This is a genomic window from Actinomadura syzygii (assembly GCF_008085905.1).
GTDB lineage: Bacteria > Actinomycetota > Actinomycetes > Streptosporangiales > Streptosporangiaceae > Spirillospora > Spirillospora syzygii.
In genome coordinates this window covers 441,880-457,792 of sequence record NZ_VSFF01000009.1, presented here as the reverse complement: position 1 = coordinate 457,792, position 15,913 = coordinate 441,880, and the positions used below count along the sequence as shown (strand labels likewise).

At 73.5% G+C, this 15,913-nt stretch carries 15 protein-coding genes and 2 pseudogenes; 9 read left to right on the top strand and 8 right to left on the bottom strand.

The window, feature by feature from the left end:
• Positions 1-186: 186 nt before the first annotated feature.
• The 5 genes from FXF65_RS24895 to FXF65_RS24875 form a co-directional block, all read right to left on the bottom strand.
• Complete coding sequence (locus FXF65_RS24895; RefSeq protein WP_148352423.1) at positions 187-1,167, bottom strand: carbohydrate ABC transporter permease; 981 nt, start codon at positions 1,165-1,167, stop codon at positions 187-189.
• Between the two features lie 106 nt (positions 1,168-1,273).
• Complete coding sequence (locus FXF65_RS24890) at positions 1,274-2,584, bottom strand: ABC transporter substrate-binding protein (protein WP_148352422.1); 1,311 nt, start codon at positions 2,582-2,584, stop codon at positions 1,274-1,276.
• A 116-nt stretch (positions 2,585-2,700) separates the two neighbouring features.
• On the bottom strand, positions 2,701-4,350 hold the full coding sequence (locus FXF65_RS24885) for a glycoside hydrolase family 13 protein (RefSeq protein WP_148352421.1): 1,650 nt from the start codon (positions 4,348-4,350) through the stop codon (positions 2,701-2,703).
• Between the two features lie 25 nt (positions 4,351-4,375).
• Positions 4,376-5,203: a carbohydrate ABC transporter permease gene (locus FXF65_RS24880; protein ID WP_148352420.1), complete on the bottom strand. Its 828-nt coding sequence runs from the start codon at positions 5,201-5,203 to the stop codon at positions 4,376-4,378.
• A complete protein-coding gene (locus tag FXF65_RS24875) occupies positions 5,200-6,132 on the bottom strand; it encodes a carbohydrate ABC transporter permease (protein WP_148352419.1) in 933 nt (310 codons plus the stop codon). Before FXF65_RS24875 ends, FXF65_RS24880 begins: the two co-directional genes overlap by 4 nt.
• Positions 6,133-6,217: 85 nt before the next feature.
• Between FXF65_RS24875 and FXF65_RS24870 the strand changes: the two genes are divergently transcribed.
• The 9 genes and pseudogenes from FXF65_RS24870 to FXF65_RS24830 all read left to right on the top strand — a co-directional run.
• Entirely contained in the window at positions 6,218-6,919 is a 702-nt protein-coding gene (locus FXF65_RS24870; protein WP_246199067.1) for a nucleotidyltransferase domain-containing protein, read from the top strand.
• Positions 6,916-7,671 carry a nucleotidyltransferase domain-containing protein gene (locus FXF65_RS24865; RefSeq protein WP_187412486.1) on the top strand — a complete coding sequence of 252 codons (756 nt, stop codon included), beginning with the start codon at positions 6,916-6,918 and terminating at the stop codon, positions 7,669-7,671. The genes FXF65_RS24870 and FXF65_RS24865 overlap by 4 nt, the downstream gene beginning before the upstream one ends.
• Before the next feature lie 111 nt (positions 7,672-7,782).
• Entirely contained in the window at positions 7,783-8,445 is a 663-nt protein-coding gene (locus FXF65_RS24860) for a GTP cyclohydrolase II (RefSeq protein WP_148352417.1), read from the top strand.
• A complete protein-coding gene (locus FXF65_RS24855; RefSeq protein ID WP_148352416.1) occupies positions 8,442-9,245 on the top strand; it encodes a CDP-alcohol phosphatidyltransferase family protein in 804 nt (267 codons plus the stop codon). The genes FXF65_RS24860 and FXF65_RS24855 overlap by 4 nt, the downstream gene beginning before the upstream one ends.
• Positions 9,202-10,173, top strand: coding sequence for a zinc-dependent alcohol dehydrogenase (locus tag FXF65_RS24850; RefSeq protein WP_148352415.1), 972 nt, complete (start codon positions 9,202-9,204; stop codon positions 10,171-10,173). Before FXF65_RS24855 ends, FXF65_RS24850 begins: the two co-directional genes overlap by 44 nt.
• A 26-nt stretch (positions 10,174-10,199) precedes the next feature.
• On the top strand, positions 10,200-10,604 hold the full coding sequence (locus FXF65_RS24845) for a 6-pyruvoyl trahydropterin synthase family protein (protein ID WP_148352414.1): 405 nt from the start codon (positions 10,200-10,202) through the stop codon (positions 10,602-10,604).
• Positions 10,601-11,683: a glycosyltransferase family 4 protein gene (locus FXF65_RS24840; protein ID WP_148352413.1), complete on the top strand. Its 1,083-nt coding sequence runs from the start codon at positions 10,601-10,603 to the stop codon at positions 11,681-11,683. Before FXF65_RS24845 ends, FXF65_RS24840 begins: the two co-directional genes overlap by 4 nt.
• A complete protein-coding gene (locus tag FXF65_RS24835; RefSeq protein ID WP_148352412.1) occupies positions 11,680-12,495 on the top strand; it encodes a class I SAM-dependent methyltransferase in 816 nt (271 codons plus the stop codon). Before FXF65_RS24840 ends, FXF65_RS24835 begins: the two co-directional genes overlap by 4 nt.
• Positions 12,492-13,250 (top strand): annotated as a pseudogene (locus tag FXF65_RS24830) (lysylphosphatidylglycerol synthase transmembrane domain-containing protein); the annotation flags it as partial. The gene FXF65_RS24835 and the pseudogene FXF65_RS24830, both read left to right, overlap by 4 nt.
• Positions 13,251-13,253: 3 nt before the next feature.
• On the opposite strand, the gene FXF65_RS24825 reads toward FXF65_RS24830, so the two are convergent.
• From FXF65_RS24825 to FXF65_RS24815, 3 genes and pseudogenes are all read right to left on the bottom strand, one after another.
• Complete coding sequence (locus FXF65_RS24825) at positions 13,254-14,015, bottom strand: creatininase family protein (protein WP_148352411.1); 762 nt, start codon at positions 14,013-14,015, stop codon at positions 13,254-13,256.
• Positions 14,016-14,067: 52 nt separating this feature from the next.
• Positions 14,068-14,712 (bottom strand): annotated as a pseudogene (locus tag FXF65_RS45415) (phosphatase PAP2 family protein); the annotation flags it as partial.
• A gap of 160 nt (positions 14,713-14,872) precedes the next feature.
• The gene (locus tag FXF65_RS24815; RefSeq protein ID WP_148352409.1) at positions 14,873-15,826 is read right to left on the bottom strand and encodes a zinc-binding dehydrogenase; all 954 of its coding nucleotides are present in this window, start codon (positions 15,824-15,826) and stop codon (positions 14,873-14,875) included.
• Positions 15,827-15,913: the final 87 nt, after the last annotated feature.

The window sequence follows — 15,913 nt, the reverse complement described above, 5'->3', positions numbered from 1 at the left end:
GCGGGACGTCGGCGACGACGCTGTTCGTCCGCGTCGCCACGATGATCATCCAGTAGATCGGGAAGACCGACAGCGCCAGCGCGGCGACCAGTGTGAGGTAGGTGAGCGGGCTGGCGTTCCACAGGCCGCGGAACCGGCCAGGGTGCCGGGCGGGGTGCCGGGCGGTGCGCCCGGCGAGGAGCGTGGTCACCTCGTGCCTCCCGCGCGCCGCACGGCCAGGAAGTTGAGCAGCGAGAACACGATGATCATCAGGAACAGCGCCCACGCGACGGTGGCGCCGTAGCCGTACCGGTCGTGGCCGAACGCGTTGTCGTACATGTACATCGTGATCGTCTGGAACTGGTGCATCGGGCCGCCGTCCATCTTGTTGGGGGTGCCGACGCTGAACAGGACGGGCTCGGTGAAGAGCTGCAGCCCGCCGATCGTCGAGATGATCACCGTGAAGAGGATCGTCGGCCGCAGCATCGGCACGGTGATCTGCCAGAACTGCCGGATCCTGGACGCGCCGTCGATCGCCGCGGCCTCGTAGAGGTCCTTCGGGATCGCCTGCATGGCGGCCAGGTAGATGAGCGCGTTGTAGCCGGTCCAGCGCCAGTCGACCATGGTCGCGATGGCGACCCACGACCAGCCGCGGCTGGTCGTCCAGGCGATCGGGTCGATTCCGGCCAGGCCGAGCGCCCAGTTGACCATGCCCCAGTCCCTGTCGAACATCTGGGTGAACACGATCGCGACGGCGGCGGTCGAGGTGACGAGCGGCGCGACCATCCCGATCCGGAACAGCGTCGGCATCCGCATCCGCCGGTTCAGCGCGTTCGCCGCGAGCAGCGCGAGGAGGAGTTGCGGGACGGTCGCGACGACGAAGATCCCGAGCGTGTTGACGGTCGCGTGCCAGAAGTCGGCGTCGGTCAGCAGGTAGTCGTAGTTGTCGAGGCCGACGAACTTCCGCGTCCCGGACGCGAGCTCCCAGTCGTGCAGCGAGACCCAGAGGGTGTAGCCGAGCGGGAACGCGCCGAACACGAGGAAGACGAGGTAGAACGGCGAGATGAAGGCGTAGGGCGCGCCCCGCAGGTCGAGCCTGGCGAGCCGGGCCCGCCAGGCGCGGCGGGGCCCGGACCTGACCGGCGCGGGCGGCGGGCCCTTCCGGTCGGGGCGCAGCTCGATGGTCATCGCGGTGCGCCTCCTTTCCAAGGGACGGTTCGAAGACGGGGGACGGCGGCGGCGCCGGCGCGGCGTGTGCGCCGCCGCCGTCCCGGTTCGCGGACGGCCGCCGGGGTTACCGGGCCGCCTTCTTCGCCTCCTCGACCGACGTGGACCAGGCGTCGGCGGGCTTGCGCCGCCCCTGCCCGACGGAGATCAGGACGTTCTCCACCGCCGCCCGCACGTCCTCGTTCTTCGGCCCGAGGTGCACCGGCTTCACCGCGGACACGAGCCGCCCGAAGATCTGGCCGATCGGCGCGTCGTTGAAGTAGGCGCTCTTCGCCCCGGCGACCGCCGGGTCCTGCGCGGCCTGCGGCGAGGACGGGAAGACGTTCTTCTCCTTGAACGCGCCCACCTGCCCTTCGGGCGAGGTCAGGAACGCGGCCAGCGCGGCGGCGGCCTTGGCGTGCTTCGTCTGCTTCGGGACGGCGAGCCACGACCCGCCCCAGTACCCGGACCCGCCCGGCGTGGTCGCCACGTCCCACTTGCCCTTGCCGTAGGACCCGGAGAAGTCCTCGATGCCGCCGAGCATCCAGGACGGGCACGGCACGGTGGCGAACGAGTCCCGCTTGAGCGCGGTCTGCCACGGCGGCGTGAAGATCGACATGTCGGCGGTGAGCTTGTTCTGCTCGAACTTCAGCGCCGTGTCGAACGCCTGCCGCACGCCCGGGTTGGTGTCGTAGGCGAGGTCGTCGCTCTTGTCGAAGAAGCTGTAGCCGGGACCGTTCCCGGCGTTCTGCAGGACGGTCGCGCGGAACACGGCGGTGGGGCCGTCCAGCCACTTCGTGCCGGGCACCTTGCTCTCGAACTTCTGCCCGGTGGCGAGGAACTCGTCCCACGTCGGCCAGAGCTTGCCGACCTCGTCGCGGCCGGTCGGCAGGCCCGCCTTCTTGAACAGGTCGGTCCGGTAGCACATGGCGAGCGGGCCGACGTCGGTGCCGAGGCCGACGAGCTGCCCGCCGTCCGGGCTGACGCCCATCTGCCACTTCCACGGCAGGAAGTTCTTCTCCAGCGCCCTGCCGCCGTAGTCGAACAGGTTGAGGAACTTCGCGCGCTGCCGCATGTAGAGGGGGAGGATGCCCTCCTCCAGCATGACGACGTCGCCCGCGCCGCTGCCGGTGGCCATCCACTGCTGGATGCGGGGCTTGTACTCGTCCAGGCTGGACACCTTGCGCTGCTTGATCTTGACGTTGGGGTGGGACTGCTCGTACTGCTTGTAGAGCGCGTCGTAGCCGGGCTCGCCGAAGACGTCGACGGTGAGCTCGACCGGCCCGGACTCGGCGCCGCCCTCGTCCGCCTTGTCGTCGCCGCCGCAGCCGACGGCGAGGGCGCCGACGAGCACGGCCGCCATCGCCGTGCCCAGCCCGCGCCGCATGATGGCCCTCATCGCGGGACCCCTCTCAGGTTGTGACTCGGTTGTGGGAGCGCTCCCACGGATGAAAGACCGTGACCGGGTTCACTGTCAATGCGCCGAAATGAAACCGTTACCTGGCGGTCACCTGGTCAGCCGTCCTCGGGGACGTCCCACCACAGTGCGGTGTCGGGGGGAAGTTCGGCGGCGCCGCCGTCCGCTTGGTACGGCCCGCTCGCCAGCAGCGGCGTGCCCGGCAGGGGGACGCGGGCGGCGCGTTCGCCCAGGTTGACGGCGCATCCGAGCCGCCGTCCGCCGCCCGTGCCCGTGTCCGTGCCCGTCCGGACGAAGGACAGCGTGCCGGGCGGGCCGTCCAGCCAGCTCAGCCGCCCGCCGCCGAGCGCCGGATGGTCCCGCCGGACGCGCAGCGCCTCCCGGTAGAGGGCGAGCATCGAGCCGGGGTCGCCGCGCTGCGCCGCCACCGTGAGGTCGCGCCACGCGGTCGGCATCGGCAGCCACGACGCTGGGCCCGCGCCGAAGCCGAACGGCGGCTCCTCGCCGTCCCACGGCAGCGGGACGCGGCAGCCGTCGCGGCCGGTGCCGCCGCCGCGCCGCCGCTGCGGGTCCTGCTGGAACTCCTCCGGCAGGTCGAGCACCTCGGGAAGGCCGAGCTCCTCGCCCTGGTAGACGTAGGACGACCCGGGCAGCGCGAGCGTCAGCAGCGCCGCCGCGCGGGCCCGCCGCAGCCCGGCCTCGCCGCCGCCGTACCGGGTGACGTGCCGTTTCACGTCGTGGTTCGACAGCACCCAGGTGGCGGGCGCGCCGACCGCGTCCGCCGTGCGCAGCGACTCCGCGATCACCTCCCGCATCCGGGACGCGTCCCACGGCGCGGTCAGGTAGTGGAAGTTGAACGCCTGGTGCAGCTCGTCCGGACGGGTGTAGGCGGCGAGCCGCTCGGGCGTCGGCGCCCACGCCTCGGCGACCGCGATCCGCTCCCCGCCGTAGGCGTCGAGGAGGCGGCGCCACTCGCGGTGGATCTCGTGGACGGGGTCCTGGTCGAAGTACGGGAGGACGGCCGTGCCGAGCATCTCCGTCTGGTTCCCGTGCCCGACGTCGGGCAGGCCGGGGGCCTTGGCCATGCCGTGCGCGACGTCGACGCGGAAGCCGTCCGCGCCGAGGTCGAGCCAGAACCGCAGGATGCTCGCGAACTCGTCGTGGACCTCGGGGTTCTCCCAGTTCAGGTCCGGTTGCTCGGCGGCGAACAGGTGCAGGTACCACTGGCCGTCCGGGACGCGCGTCCAGGCGGGGCCGCCGAACACCGACGTCCAGTCGTTCGGCGGCTCGGCGCCGTCCGGGCCGCGGCCGTCCCGGAAGACGTAGCGGGCGCGCTCGGCGGAGCCGGGCGGCGCGGCGAGCGCCGCGCGGAACCAGGCGTGCCGGTCGGAGGTGTGGTTCGGGACGACGTCCACGATGATCCGCAGGCCGCGCGCGTGCGCGTCGGCGATCAGGGCGCGGGCGTCGTCGAGGGTGCCGAACAGGGGGTCGACGTCGCGGTAGTCGGCCACGTCGTAGCCGAAGTCGGCCATCGGGGAGACGTAGAACGGGGTCAGCCACAGCGCGTCCACGCCGAGGGCGGCGAGGTAGGGCAGCCGGGACCGGACGCCCGGCAGGTCGCCGACGCCGTCGCCGTCCGAGTCGGCGAAGCTGCGGACGTACACCTGGTAGATGACGGCGTCGCGCCACCAGCCGCCGGGCTCCGCCGCGCCGCCGGACGAGGGGACGGCCGGGGTGTCCTCGGTCATGAACGTCCTTCCGTGGAGGGCGGGGTCACTTGACGCCGCCCGCGGTGAGCCCGGCGACGATCCGGCGCTGGAACACGAGCACCACCGCGACGAGCGGGACGGTCACGACCGCGCCCGCCGCCATCTGGGTGCCGAACGGCTGGTCGAATCCCGAGACGCCGGTGAACGTGGAGATCGCGACGGTGGCCGTCCGCATGTCCTTGTCGTTGACCATGGAAAGCGCGATGAGGAACTCGTTCCACGTGGCGATGAACGTGACGATCGCCGTGGTGAACACGCCGGGCGCGGCGAGCGGGACGATGATCTTGCGGAATGCCTGGGCGCGGGTGCAGCCGTCCACCATGGCGGCCTGCTCCAGCTCTTCCGGCAATTGCCGGAAGAACGCGGTGAGCAGCCACACCGACAGCGGCAGCGCGAATCCGAGACTGGGCAGCACCATGGCCTGGTAGGTGTTGATCCATCCGATTTCCGTGAACAGTTTCAGCAACGGGACGAGCTGCGAGATTCCCGGGAACATCGTCGCCGCGACGATCAGCCCGAGCACCGCGTTCCTTCCCCGGAAACGGAGCCTGGCCAGCGCGTACGCGGCGCACGTGCCGATCAGGAGCGTCAGCGCGGTGGTGGCGCCCGCGACGACGAGGCTGTTCAGCAGGGCGCGTCCGAACCCCTCGCCGGAGAACACCGCCGAGAAGTTCTCCCACGACCACCGGGTGGGGACGATCGAATTGTCGAACTGGTCCTGCGGGCGGCGGAACGCGGAAATCGTCATCCAGTAGAAGGGCGCGAGGCAATAGGCCACGACGAGCACGCATCCGGAGCAGGAGAGGACGCGCCGGGCCCACGGCCTGCTCATTCCGCCGTCCCTTTCCCGCGCCTCGAATGGCGGTGGGCCTCGCCGATGATGTCGGCGCCGAGCAGTTTCACGAACAGGGACGCGATCAGCGCGACGTAGCCGAACAGGACGGTCGCGTACGCCGCCGCCGACCCGTACCGCAGGTCCGACGCCTCCGTCCACGCGACCATCGTGAGCGTCTGCACGGACCCCTGGTCGGCGCCGACGAGCACGGTGGGCAGGTCGAACATGCGCAGGACGTCCAGCATCCGGAACAGGACGGCGACCAGCAGCGCGGGCCTGACCAGCGGCAGCGTGATCCGCGCGAACCGCTGGAGCGGACCCGCGCCGTCGACCCGCGCCGCCTCGTGGACCTCCGCGGGGATCATCTGGAGCCCGGCGAGGACGAGCAGCCCGATGAACGGCGACGTCTTCCACACCTCGGCGGCGACGACGGCGACCTTGGCGGGGAACCCGTCCGCGGTCCACAGGATCTCCCGGCCGAGGACGGCGTTCGCGGCGCCGTCCGCCTGGAAGATCCACCGCCACAGCAGCCCGGAGATCGCGGTCGGCACCGCCCACGGGACGAGGACGCTCGCGCGCACCACGGCCCGTCCCCGGAACATCCGGTGCATGACCAGCGCCATCGCGACGCCGATCACCGTCTCCAGGGCGACGGTGGTGAACGTGAAGAACGTCGTGTTGCCGAAGGCGTTCCAGAACGCGCCCGCCCGGTCGCCGTGGAAGATCGCCGTGTAGTTGCGGGCCCCGGCGAACCGGTCGCCGCCGACGACGAAGCCGTCCGCGTCCAGGCCCTCGCCGCCCGCGTACAGCGACTCGCGGAACCCGGCGACCGCCGGGTAGCCGACGACCAGCGCGAGCACCAGCAGCGTGGGGGAGAGCAGCAGGGTGGGGGAGAGCGGCAGCGCCGGCCGGGCGATGCGCCGCATGGTTCCTCCGTCCGTCCGGAGAGCAGGGTCGAGCCCGGACGTTATCGAGTCGACACGCCCGGACGCGCTGCGCCAGGCTGCCCGCGTGACGATCTCCGACGGCGAGGGCGCGCTCGACCTCGTCCGCGACCACACGATCCTGGCGGTGGTGGCCGGGTCGCGCGCCTACGGCCTCGCGACGGACGCCAGCGACGTCGACCGGCGCGGCGTCTACGCCGCGCCCGCGCCGCTGTTCTGGCGGTTCGCCAAGCCGCCGACGCACGTGGACGGCCCGCTGCCCGAGCAGTTCTCCTGGGAACTGGAGCGGTTCTGCGAACTGGCGCTGGCGGCGAACCCGACCGTCCTGGAATGCCTGTGGTCGCCGCTGGTCGAGAAGGTCACGCCGGAGGGCGGGGAACTGCTGGCCGTCCGCGAGGCGTTCCTGTCACGCCGCGCGCACCAGAGCTTCCTCCGCTACGCCGACGCCCAGTTCCGCAAGCTCGAAGGCGACCTGCGCAACGGCGGCGCGCCGCGCTGGAAGCACGTCATGCACATGCTGCGGCTGCTGGAGAGCGGGCTGCACCTCGTCCGGCACGGCGAGCCGCGCGTGCACGTCGGCGACCGGCGCGAACGGCTGCTCGCCGTGCGGCGCGGCGAGGTCGGCTGGGACGAGATCGCCGCCTGGCGCGCCGCCCTCACCGCCGACGTGGACGCGGCCCTCGACCGCAGCCCGCTGCCCGCCGAGCCCGACCGCGCGGCGGTCGAGGACCTGCTGATCTCCGTCCGACGAAGGAGCCTTGACCGGTGAACGCGCCCGACCTCCCCGACGGCCTGCTCGACCGCCTCGCCGCCGACCATCCGTACCCGCGCGCGTTCGTCACGGTCAGCGGGGCGCACCTGTACGGCTTCCCGTCCGTGGACTCGGACGTCGATCTGCGCGGCGTCCACCTGCTGCCGCTGGAGGAGGTCGTCGGGCTGGAGACCGGCGAGGAGACCTTCACGCGCATGTGGGACCACGCGGGCGTGGAGGCCGACATCGTCACCCACGACCTGGCCAAGTTCTGCACGCTGCTGCTGCGGCGGAACGGGTATGTGCTGGAGCAGGTCATGTCCCCGCTGGTCGTCGCGACGTCTCCGCTGCACGAGGAGATGAAGGCGCTCGTGCCGGGCTTGGTGACGTCCAACCACGCGCATCACTACCTCGGTTTCGCGCGGACGCAGTGGAAGCAGTTCAGCCAGACGCACGGACTGAAACCGCTGCTCTACACGTTTAGGGTCCTGCTGACGGGGATCCATCTGATGCGGACGGGCCAGGTCGAGGCCGACCTGACGCGCCTCGCCGGGGACGGCCCGTCCTACCTGGCCGAGTTGATCGAGGCGAAGCGGGGCGCCGAGCACGGGGCGCTGCCCGCGGACGCGCCGGAGCCGTCCCGGATCGAGGCCGACGTCGCCGCGCTGACCGTCCGCCTCGATGCCGAGCGCGAACGCTCCGACCTGCCGGAACTCCCGTCGAACCGCCGAGCCGTCAACGATCTGGTGGTGACCGCCCGCCTGCGCTGAACCGAGCGGTGCCTCCCCTCCGTGCCACCGGACATACGAACCGTTCGAACGCAACCGCCCGGTGCGCCCGCCACGTACCAGGGACGACTGCGGAGCCGAGGAAGGGGAGCGATGCGCGATCAGGGCATCGACCGAAACGACATCGCGGAGGCGGATCTGCGGACCCGCCGGGGCGTGTTCCGCGCCGTCGCGTTCCGGGACCCGGTCGACGGGCACGAGCACATGGCGCTCGTGCGCGGCGACATCCGGGAGCGGGACGACGTGCTCGTCCGGACGCACTCCGAATGCATGACCGGCGACATCTTCGCCGCCACGCGCTGCGAGTGCGGGGACCAGCTCGGCGCGGCGCTGGACGCCATCGTCCGCGAGGGCGCCGGTGTCCTCGTCTACCTGCGCGGCCACGAGGGGCGGGGGATCGGCCTCGTCGCGAAGGTCCGCACCCACATCCTCCAGGACGACCAGGGACTCGACACCGTCGACTCGGCCACCGCGATCGGGCTGCCGGTGGACGTCCGCGACTACGGCCCGGCGGCCCGCGTGCTGCGGCACCTCGGCGTCCGGTCGGTGCGGCTGATGTCGAACAACCCGGACAAGGTCAGCGCGCTCGAGGCGTACGGGGTGCGGGTGTCGTCCCGCATGCCGCTGCTCGTGCAGGTCAGCGCCGACAACGTCCGCTACCTGACGGCGAAGCGCGACCGGCTCGGCCACGACCTGCCGCAGCTCGACGGCTCGGTGCGGCTCGGCGAGGCGCCGGTGAGCGAGGTGCGCGGATGACCCGGCCGGTGACCCTGTCGCTGCCGCTGGCGCCGCCGGTGCCGCGCCGCCTTCCCCGGCCGGGACGGGCGGGCGAGCTGGCCGCCGCGGCCGCGGCCCAGGTCGGGCTGGCGGCGGCGGTCCGTCCCGGCCTCGCGGGCCTGGTCGTCGGCGTCGTCTACGCGCTGGCGTCCTGGGCGGTCCTCAGCGCGGCGTTCCGCGCCCGCGCCGCGCTCGGCCCGGCCGACCACGTGACGCTGACCAGGGTCGTGCTCACCGGGGGTGTCACGGCGCTGGTCGCGGGGCATCTCCTCGGCGGCGGGCACACCTGGACGCTGGTCGCGGTCGCGTCCGTCGCGCTCGTCCTGGACGGGGTGGACGGCCGGGTCGCCCGCCGCACCGGGACGGCGTCGCGGCTCGGCGCGCGGTTCGACATGGAGACCGACGCGTTCCTCGTCCTGGTGCTGAGCGTCCAGGTCGCGTGGACCGTCGGGTGGTGGGTGCTCGCGATCGGCGCGATGCGGTACGCGTTCGGCGCGGCGGCCTGGGCGGCGCCGTGGGTGCGCGCCGACCTGCCGCCGAGCATCGCGCGCAAGGCCGTCGCGGTGGTGCAGGGAGTGGCGCTGGTCGCCGCGGCGGCGGGCGTCGTCCCGTACCCGGCGGCGCTGGTCGCGGCGGCGCTCGCGCTGCTGCTGTGGTCGTTCGGACGCGACGTCGTATGGCTGTTCGTCCGCCGGGAGCGGCGGGACGGAAGCGGGAACCGGGGGAGGAGCACGGATGGAGCGCGAGGCCCGCGCCTTCTGGATCCGATCGCCAGGTGAGGGCGAGGTCCGCTACGTCGCCCTGCCCGCGCCGGGACCGGACGACGTCCTGGTCAGGACGCTGTTCTCCGGCGTCAGCCGGGGCACGGAGGCACTCGTGTTCCGCGGCGGCGTCCCGCCGAGCCAGCACGCGATCATGCGCGCGCCCTTCCAGGACGGCGGGTTCCCCGGCCCGGTCAAGTACGGCTACCTGAACGTCGGCGAGGTCGAGCACGGCCCGCCCGACCTCCTCGGCCGCACGGTGTTCTGCCTCTACCCGCACCAGACCCGCTACGTCGTCCCGGCGGGCGCGGTCACGCCCGTCCCGGACGGGGTGCCGCCGGAGCGCGCCGTCCTCGCCGGGACGGTCGAGACCGCCGTCAACGCCCTCTGGGACGCCGCTCCGCTGGTCGGCGACCGGATCGCCGTCGTCGGCGGCGGGATGGTGGGCTGCTCGGTCGCCGGGGTCCTCGCCGGGTTCCCGGGGTGCCGGGTGCAGCTCGTCGACACCGATCCGTCGCGTGCGGACGTCGCCCGCGCGTTCGGCGTCGGCTTCGCCCGCCCCGAGGACGCCGACGACGGCTGCGACATCGTCGTCCACGCGAGCGCCACCGAGGCGGGGCTCGCGCGGTCGCTGGAACTGCTCGCCCCGGACGGCGAGGTCGTCGAGCTGAGCTGGTACGGCGACCGGCAGGTCAGCGTCCCGCTGGGGGAGTTCTTCCACTCGCGGCGGCTGACCGTCCGGAGCAGCCAGGTCGGCGCGGTGGCGCCGGCCCGGCGGTCCCGGCGGACCTTCGCCGACCGGCTGGCGGTCGCGCTGCGACTGCTCGCCGACCCGGCGTTCGACGCGCTGATCACGGGGGAGACCGGCTTCGCCGACCTGCCGCGGGTCATGCCGCGTCTGGCGTCCGGTGAACTTCCCGCGCTCTGCCACCGAATTACCTATTGAGACCCCGACCGACTGGAGCAGGCACGTTGTTCGCGATCACCGTCCGGGACCACATCATGATCGCCCACAGCTTCCGCGGCGAGGTGTTCGGGCCCGCGCAGCGGCTGCACGGCGCCACCTTCGTGGTGGACGCGACGTTCCGCCGCGCCGAACTCGACCCGGACGGCATCGTCGTCGACATCGGCCTCGCCACCCGCGAGCTGGGCGACGTGCTGGCCGCCCTCAACTACCGCAACCTCGACGACGAGCCGGAGTTCGCCGGGGTCAACACCTCGACCGAGTTCCTCGCCAAGGTCGTCGCCGACCGGCTCGCCGACCGGGTGCGCGCGGGCGCGCTGGGCGAGCACGCGCGGGGCCTGTCCGGCATCGCCGTGACCCTGCGCGAGTCCCACGTCGCGTGGGCGACCTACGAACGGGACCTGACGCCATGAGCCCGGTGATGGTCGACGAGGTGTGCGTCGTCGTCCCGGCCGGGATCGACGACGCGGGCACGCCGAGCGGCGGCAACCGGTACGACCGGCGGCTGTGCGAGGCGCTCGCCGCGTCCGGGCGGCCCGTCCGGGAGCTGGCCGCGCCCGGCGGGTGGCCGCGGCCGGACGGGCGGGCCCGCGCAGGGCTCGCCCGGATGCTCGGCTCGCTGCCGGACGGCGCGGTCGTCCTGCTGGACGGCCTCGTAGCGTGCGGCGTCCCGGAGATCGTCGTGCCGGAGGCGGCGCGGCTGCGGGTCGCGGTTCTGGTCCACCTGCCGCTTGCTGACGAGCCCGGCCAGGACGACCTCAACGCGGGCGAGCGCAAGGTGCTGGAGGCGGCCGGGGCCGTCGTCGCGACCAGCCCCTGGGCCCGCGACCACCTGCTCGCCCACCACGGGCTCGAACCGCCGCGCGTCCACGCCGTCCCGCCGGGGACGGACCCGGCGCCGCTCGCCACCGGCACCGACGGGGCGACCGGGCTGCTGTGCGTCGCGTCGGTGACGCCGCGCAAGGGCCACGACGTCCTCGTCGAGGCGCTCGCCGAGCTCGCGCACCTGCCGTGGCGGTGCGAGTGCGCCGGGCCGCTGGAGCGCGACCCGTCCCACGTGACGCGGCTGCGGCGGCAGATCGCCCGGCACCGGCTGGACGACCGCGTCGTGCTGGCCGGGCCGCTCACCGGCAAGCGGCTGGACGACGCCTACGCCGCCGCCGACCTGGTCGTCCTCGCGTCCCGGGCCGAGACGTACGGGATGGTCGTGAGCGAGGCGCTCGCGCGCGGGATCCCCGTCCTCGCCGCGTCGGCGGACGCCGTCCCCGACACGCTCGGCTTCGACGCGACCGGCGCCGTGCCGGGGCTGCTCGTCCCGCCGGACGACCCGGCCGCGCTCGCCGCCGCGCTGCGCCGCTGGCTCGTCGAGCCCGCCGCCCGGACCCGGCTCCGCGAGTCCGCGCGCCTCCGCCGCACCGCCCTGACCGGCTGGGACGATACCGCCCGCCGCATGTCCACCGTCCTTTCGAGACTCCGCCGGGAGACCCGATGATCGTTGATGAGGAGCAGTCCGGGTTCGATCCCGCGTGGCTGGCGCTGCGGGAGGGGGCCGACGCCGCCGCGCGGGCCGCCGAGCTGATCGGGCCGCTGCGCGCCGCGCTGCCGCCGGACGGCCCGCTCGTCATCTGGGACCTCGGCTGCGGCACCGGCGCCCTCGGCCGCTGGCTGTCCGGGCGGCTGCGCGGGCCGCAGCACTGGATCCTGCACGACAGCGACCCCGCGCTGCTCGACCGGGCCCGCGGCAACGCCTACACCTCCGTGGACGACCTGCCCGCGACCGTCGAGACCCGGCTCGGCCGCGTCGGCGCGCTGCGCGCGTCCGACCTCGTCGGGGCGTCGCTCGTCACCGCGTCCGCGCTGCTGGACGTGCTGACCGCCGCCGACGTCGAGGCCGTCGCGGCGGCGGTCGCCTGCCCGGCGCTGCTGACCCTGTCGGTCGTCGGCCGCGTGTGGCTGTCGCCGTCCGACCCGTTCGACGCGGAGATCGCGGCCGCGTTCGACGCCCACCAGCGCCGCGGCGGTCTCCTCGGTCCGGACGCCGGGACCGTCGCGGCTCGGGCCTTCGAACGGCGCGGCGCGTCCGTCCTGACCAGGCCGAGCACCTGGCGGCTCGGTCCCGGGCAGGCCGCGCTGACCCGCGTGTGGCTGCGCGGCTGGGTCGGTGCCGCCGTGGAGCAGCGGCCCGACCTGGCCCCCGCCGCGGACGCCTACCTCGACCGGCGGCTCGCCGACGTCGCGTCCGGGCGCCTCACCGCCGAGGTCCACCACATCGACCTGCTCGCACTCCCCGGAGGCACGTCGTGAAGAAGCTCTGGCCCTGGCTGCGCCTGCTCGCGGGCGTCGGCATCCTCGGCGGGCTGGTCTGGTGGCACAGCACCGGCGCCTTCCTGGACGCCCTCCACGCCATCGACGGACCCTCCCTGCTCATCGCCCTCGGCATAGGGCTGGCGACCACCGTCCTGAGCGCGGCGCGCTGGTGCCTGGTCGCCGGGCGGCTCGGCGTCCGCCTGCCCTTGGGGTGGGCCGTCGCGGACTACTACAAGGCCCAGTTCCTCAACGCTGTGCTGCCCGCCGGGGTCCTCGGGGACGTCCACCGCGCCGTGAACCAGGGGCAGCGGTCGGGCGCCAGCGGCGTGCGCGCGGTGTTCCTCGAACGGGTGATGGGGCAGGCCGTCCCGGTGCTGGTCGGGGTGGTCGTCCTGTTCACGCAGCCCGCCGTGCTGTCGGTGATGACGCCCGTGCTGATCGGGATCGGGGTCGTCCTGAGCCTGCTGCTCGCCCTCACCCGCTGGCGGCACCGCGCGCTCGCCGCGACGCTCGCCGACGCCCGGTCCGTCCTGGACGCCTGGCCCGCCGTCGCCGCGCTGTCGGTCGCGGCGCTGGCCGGGCACCTGACGCTGTTCGTCGTCGCCGCCCGCCTCGCCGGGGCGACCGCGCCGCTCCTCGACCTGCTGCCCCTGCTGCTGCTGGCGCTGCTCGTGATGATGCTGCCGGTGAACGTCGGCGGCTGGGGGCCGCGGGAGGCCGTCCTCGCCGTCGCGTTCGGCGCCGCCGGGCTCGGCTCAGCGCAGGGGCTGACCGTCGCCGTCGTCTACGGCGTGCTGACCTTCGTCGCGTGCCTGCCGGGCGCCGCCGCCCTGCCCTTGAAGCGCCGCCAGGCACCCCCCGAACGCAGCGACGAGACTGCCGAGCGCGTCCCGACCCTTGTCGGCGCTCGCCAGTGACGGACGTCCGATGACCCCGGAGGCGGTGTAGGCGGCCATTCCCAGGGTCAGCAGGGACCGCCGGTCATCGGCCAGGTGATCGGCGGTCTCGTAGCCGTCCCGCACCAACCCGGGATGGGCGTGCAGCAGGATCGACGTCTCCAGCTCACCGGCGTGCATGTCGGCGTCGCCGTCGGTCTCCATGCCCGCCGCCGCGCGGGCCGCCTCCCACTCGTCCAGGCCGGGGAACAGGGCCATGTCGCCGTGCGCCTCCTGCACCACGTTCCCGAGGACGTAGTTGCCGCCGTGCCCGTTCACCAGCACCAGCTTCGGGACCCCGGCCCGGCGCAGCGACTCGGCGACGTCCCGCACCAGCGCGTGCAGGGTCGCCGCCGAGATGCTCACCGTCCCGGGCCAGGCCGCGTGCTCATGCGAGCACGAGATCGTCACGGGCGGGAGCGTCCGCACCGGGTGCGTCTTCGCGATCTCCGCCGCGATCGTGCAGGCGATCACCGTGTCCGTCGCCAGCGGCAGGAACGGGCCGTGCTGCTCGTGGCTCCCGACCGGCAGCACCGCCACCAGGACGTCCGGAACCTCGGAGCTCGTGTGCGTCGGCAGCATGTCCACCACCCTGCCGTACCCGCTCCAGGAGCGCGACCAGCGCCATCGCCCCGGCCAGCAGGACGGCGGCGACGAGGCCGTCCGTCCAGTAGTGGTTCGCCGTCACCACGACCACGAACACCGTGACCGGCGCGTGCAGCGCGACCGCCCACCGCCACCGGCTCCGCGACACCCGCAGCACCGTCACCGCGACCAGGATCGCCCACCCGATGTGCAGCGACGGCATCGCCGCGTACTGGTTCGCGATCCCGTCCGCCGCCGCCGGATACGCCGACGGCCCCACCGTCAGCATCGTGTCCACCGCCCCGACTCCGGCGAGCCGCGGCGGCGCCAGCGGGAACAGCATGTGCACCACGAGCCCCGCCGCCGTCAGCACCACCAACTCGTTCCGCACCCGCCGGTAGGACGACCGGTGCCGCGCGTAGACCCAGATCAGCAGCAGCGCCGTCCCGGGAAAATGCACGCTCACGTAGTACACGTTCGCCAGGAACGCCGTGTGGTCCCACCCGAGCGCCCAGTGCTGGAAGCCGACCTCGTTCGGCAGCCATTCGCGCTCGAACCCCCACAGCCACTTAGCGTTCGACAACGCCTCACCCGGCCCGTGCTGGACGAGCGTCCGCCCCCACTTGTAGAACGAGAACAAGGCCAGCAGCAGCCCCACCTCGGTAAGCAGCGGCCGCGCCCTGCCCGCCCGCATCGCCACGCTCGCCATTCGTCCTCCCCGTACCGGTCGCGTCGTCGTCCATGACAACCTTCGCGTCCGACATTCTTGGAAGCACTGGCCTCAGCCACCCCATCCCCGAAGGGAAAGCCCCCGCTCCAAGGTGGAGCTAACCCCACCCCTAGCGCGTTGGCGCTTAGGGGAGTAGGAGGGTTTTGGCGAGGACGGTGCGGTTCTCGATCGCCGTGTGGGCGTCGGCGGCGCGGTCGAGGGGGAAGGTCTGGCCGATGACCGGGTTGAGGACGCCCTCGGCGGCCTTCACCAGGGCCTTGCTGAGGAGGCGCACTCGTTCGTCCGTGCTGAGTTGCACGTCCATGATGCCGCGGAGCGTGATGCCACGGCGTGCGGCCTCTTTCGGGTCGGTCGCGGTGAAGCCGCCCAAGGTCGCGCCGTGGGCGGAGAACGTGCCGCCTTCGGCGGTCGCCTCGAAAGCCGCGAGGCCGATTCGGTCGCCCACCCCGTCGAAGACGGCGTCGGCCTGCCCGCGGATCTCGTCCGCCCAGCCGGGCTCGGAGTAGTCGAGGACGATCTCCGCGCCCAGTTCGCGGGCCAGTTCCAGCTTGCGCGCGCCGCGCGCCGCTGCGGCGACCCGGGCGCCCTCCGCGTGCGCCAGCTGGACGAGCAGCACCCCCATCCCGCCGGTCGCGCCCACCACGAGGACGGTCTGCCCGGCCTTGACCTCGGCGGTCTCGAAGACGGACAGCGCGGTGACGGCGTCGTGCAGGAGCGCCGCCGCCTCGTTCCGGGCGACCCCGTCCGGGACGGGGACGACGGCGTCCAGCGGCGCCGCCACCTGCTCGGCATAGGCGCCGTTGCCGACGGACACCACGACGCGCCGTCCGACCCAGGCCGGGTCGACGTCCGGACCGGCGGCGGTCACGACCCCCGCCCCGCCGCCTCCCGGCACGTACGGCGGCCGCACGTCGAAGAACTCCTTGGCCAGGCCCGCGCGGATGCGCGTTTCCACCAGCAGGGTGTCCACGGCGTCCAGCCCGACCACGACCTGCCCCGGACCGGCCACCGGGTCCGGCGCGTCCCGGACCTCCAGGACCTCGGGCCCGCCGAACTCCCTGACCTCGATCACCCGCATGCCGGGTCCCCCCTCTCGTCGGACGCCCAGTCTTCTTCCTCAACCAAACTTGAGGTCAACCGCCACCGAACCCCCTGGTCAATGGCG

Coding starts and splice junctions, on each gene's coding strand:
- FXF65_RS24840 (WP_148352413.1), top strand. CDS start 10,601: ATGAGCCCGGTGATGGTCGACGAGGTGTGCGTCGTCGTCCCGGCCGGG.
- FXF65_RS24885 (WP_148352421.1), bottom strand. CDS start 4,350: ATGACCGAGGACACCCCGGCCGTCCCCTCGTCCGGCGGCGCGGCGGAG.
- FXF65_RS24875 (WP_148352419.1), bottom strand. CDS start 6,132: ATGCGGCGCATCGCCCGGCCGGCGCTGCCGCTCTCCCCCACCCTGCTG.
- FXF65_RS24880 (WP_148352420.1), bottom strand. CDS start 5,203: ATGAGCAGGCCGTGGGCCCGGCGCGTCCTCTCCTGCTCCGGATGCGTG.
- FXF65_RS24890 (WP_148352422.1), bottom strand. CDS start 2,584: ATGAGGGCCATCATGCGGCGCGGGCTGGGCACGGCGATGGCGGCCGTG.
- FXF65_RS24850 (WP_148352415.1), top strand. CDS start 9,202: ATGGAGCGCGAGGCCCGCGCCTTCTGGATCCGATCGCCAGGTGAGGGC.
- FXF65_RS24860 (WP_148352417.1), top strand. CDS start 7,783: ATGCGCGATCAGGGCATCGACCGAAACGACATCGCGGAGGCGGATCTG.
- FXF65_RS24895 (WP_148352423.1), bottom strand. CDS start 1,167: ATGACCATCGAGCTGCGCCCCGACCGGAAGGGCCCGCCGCCCGCGCCG.
- FXF65_RS24855 (WP_148352416.1), top strand. CDS start 8,442: ATGACCCGGCCGGTGACCCTGTCGCTGCCGCTGGCGCCGCCGGTGCCG.
- FXF65_RS24815 (WP_148352409.1), bottom strand. CDS start 15,826: ATGCGGGTGATCGAGGTCAGGGAGTTCGGCGGGCCCGAGGTCCTGGAG.
- FXF65_RS24835 (WP_148352412.1), top strand. CDS start 11,680: ATGATCGTTGATGAGGAGCAGTCCGGGTTCGATCCCGCGTGGCTGGCG.
- FXF65_RS24825 (WP_148352411.1), bottom strand. CDS start 14,015: ATGCTGCCGACGCACACGAGCTCCGAGGTTCCGGACGTCCTGGTGGCG.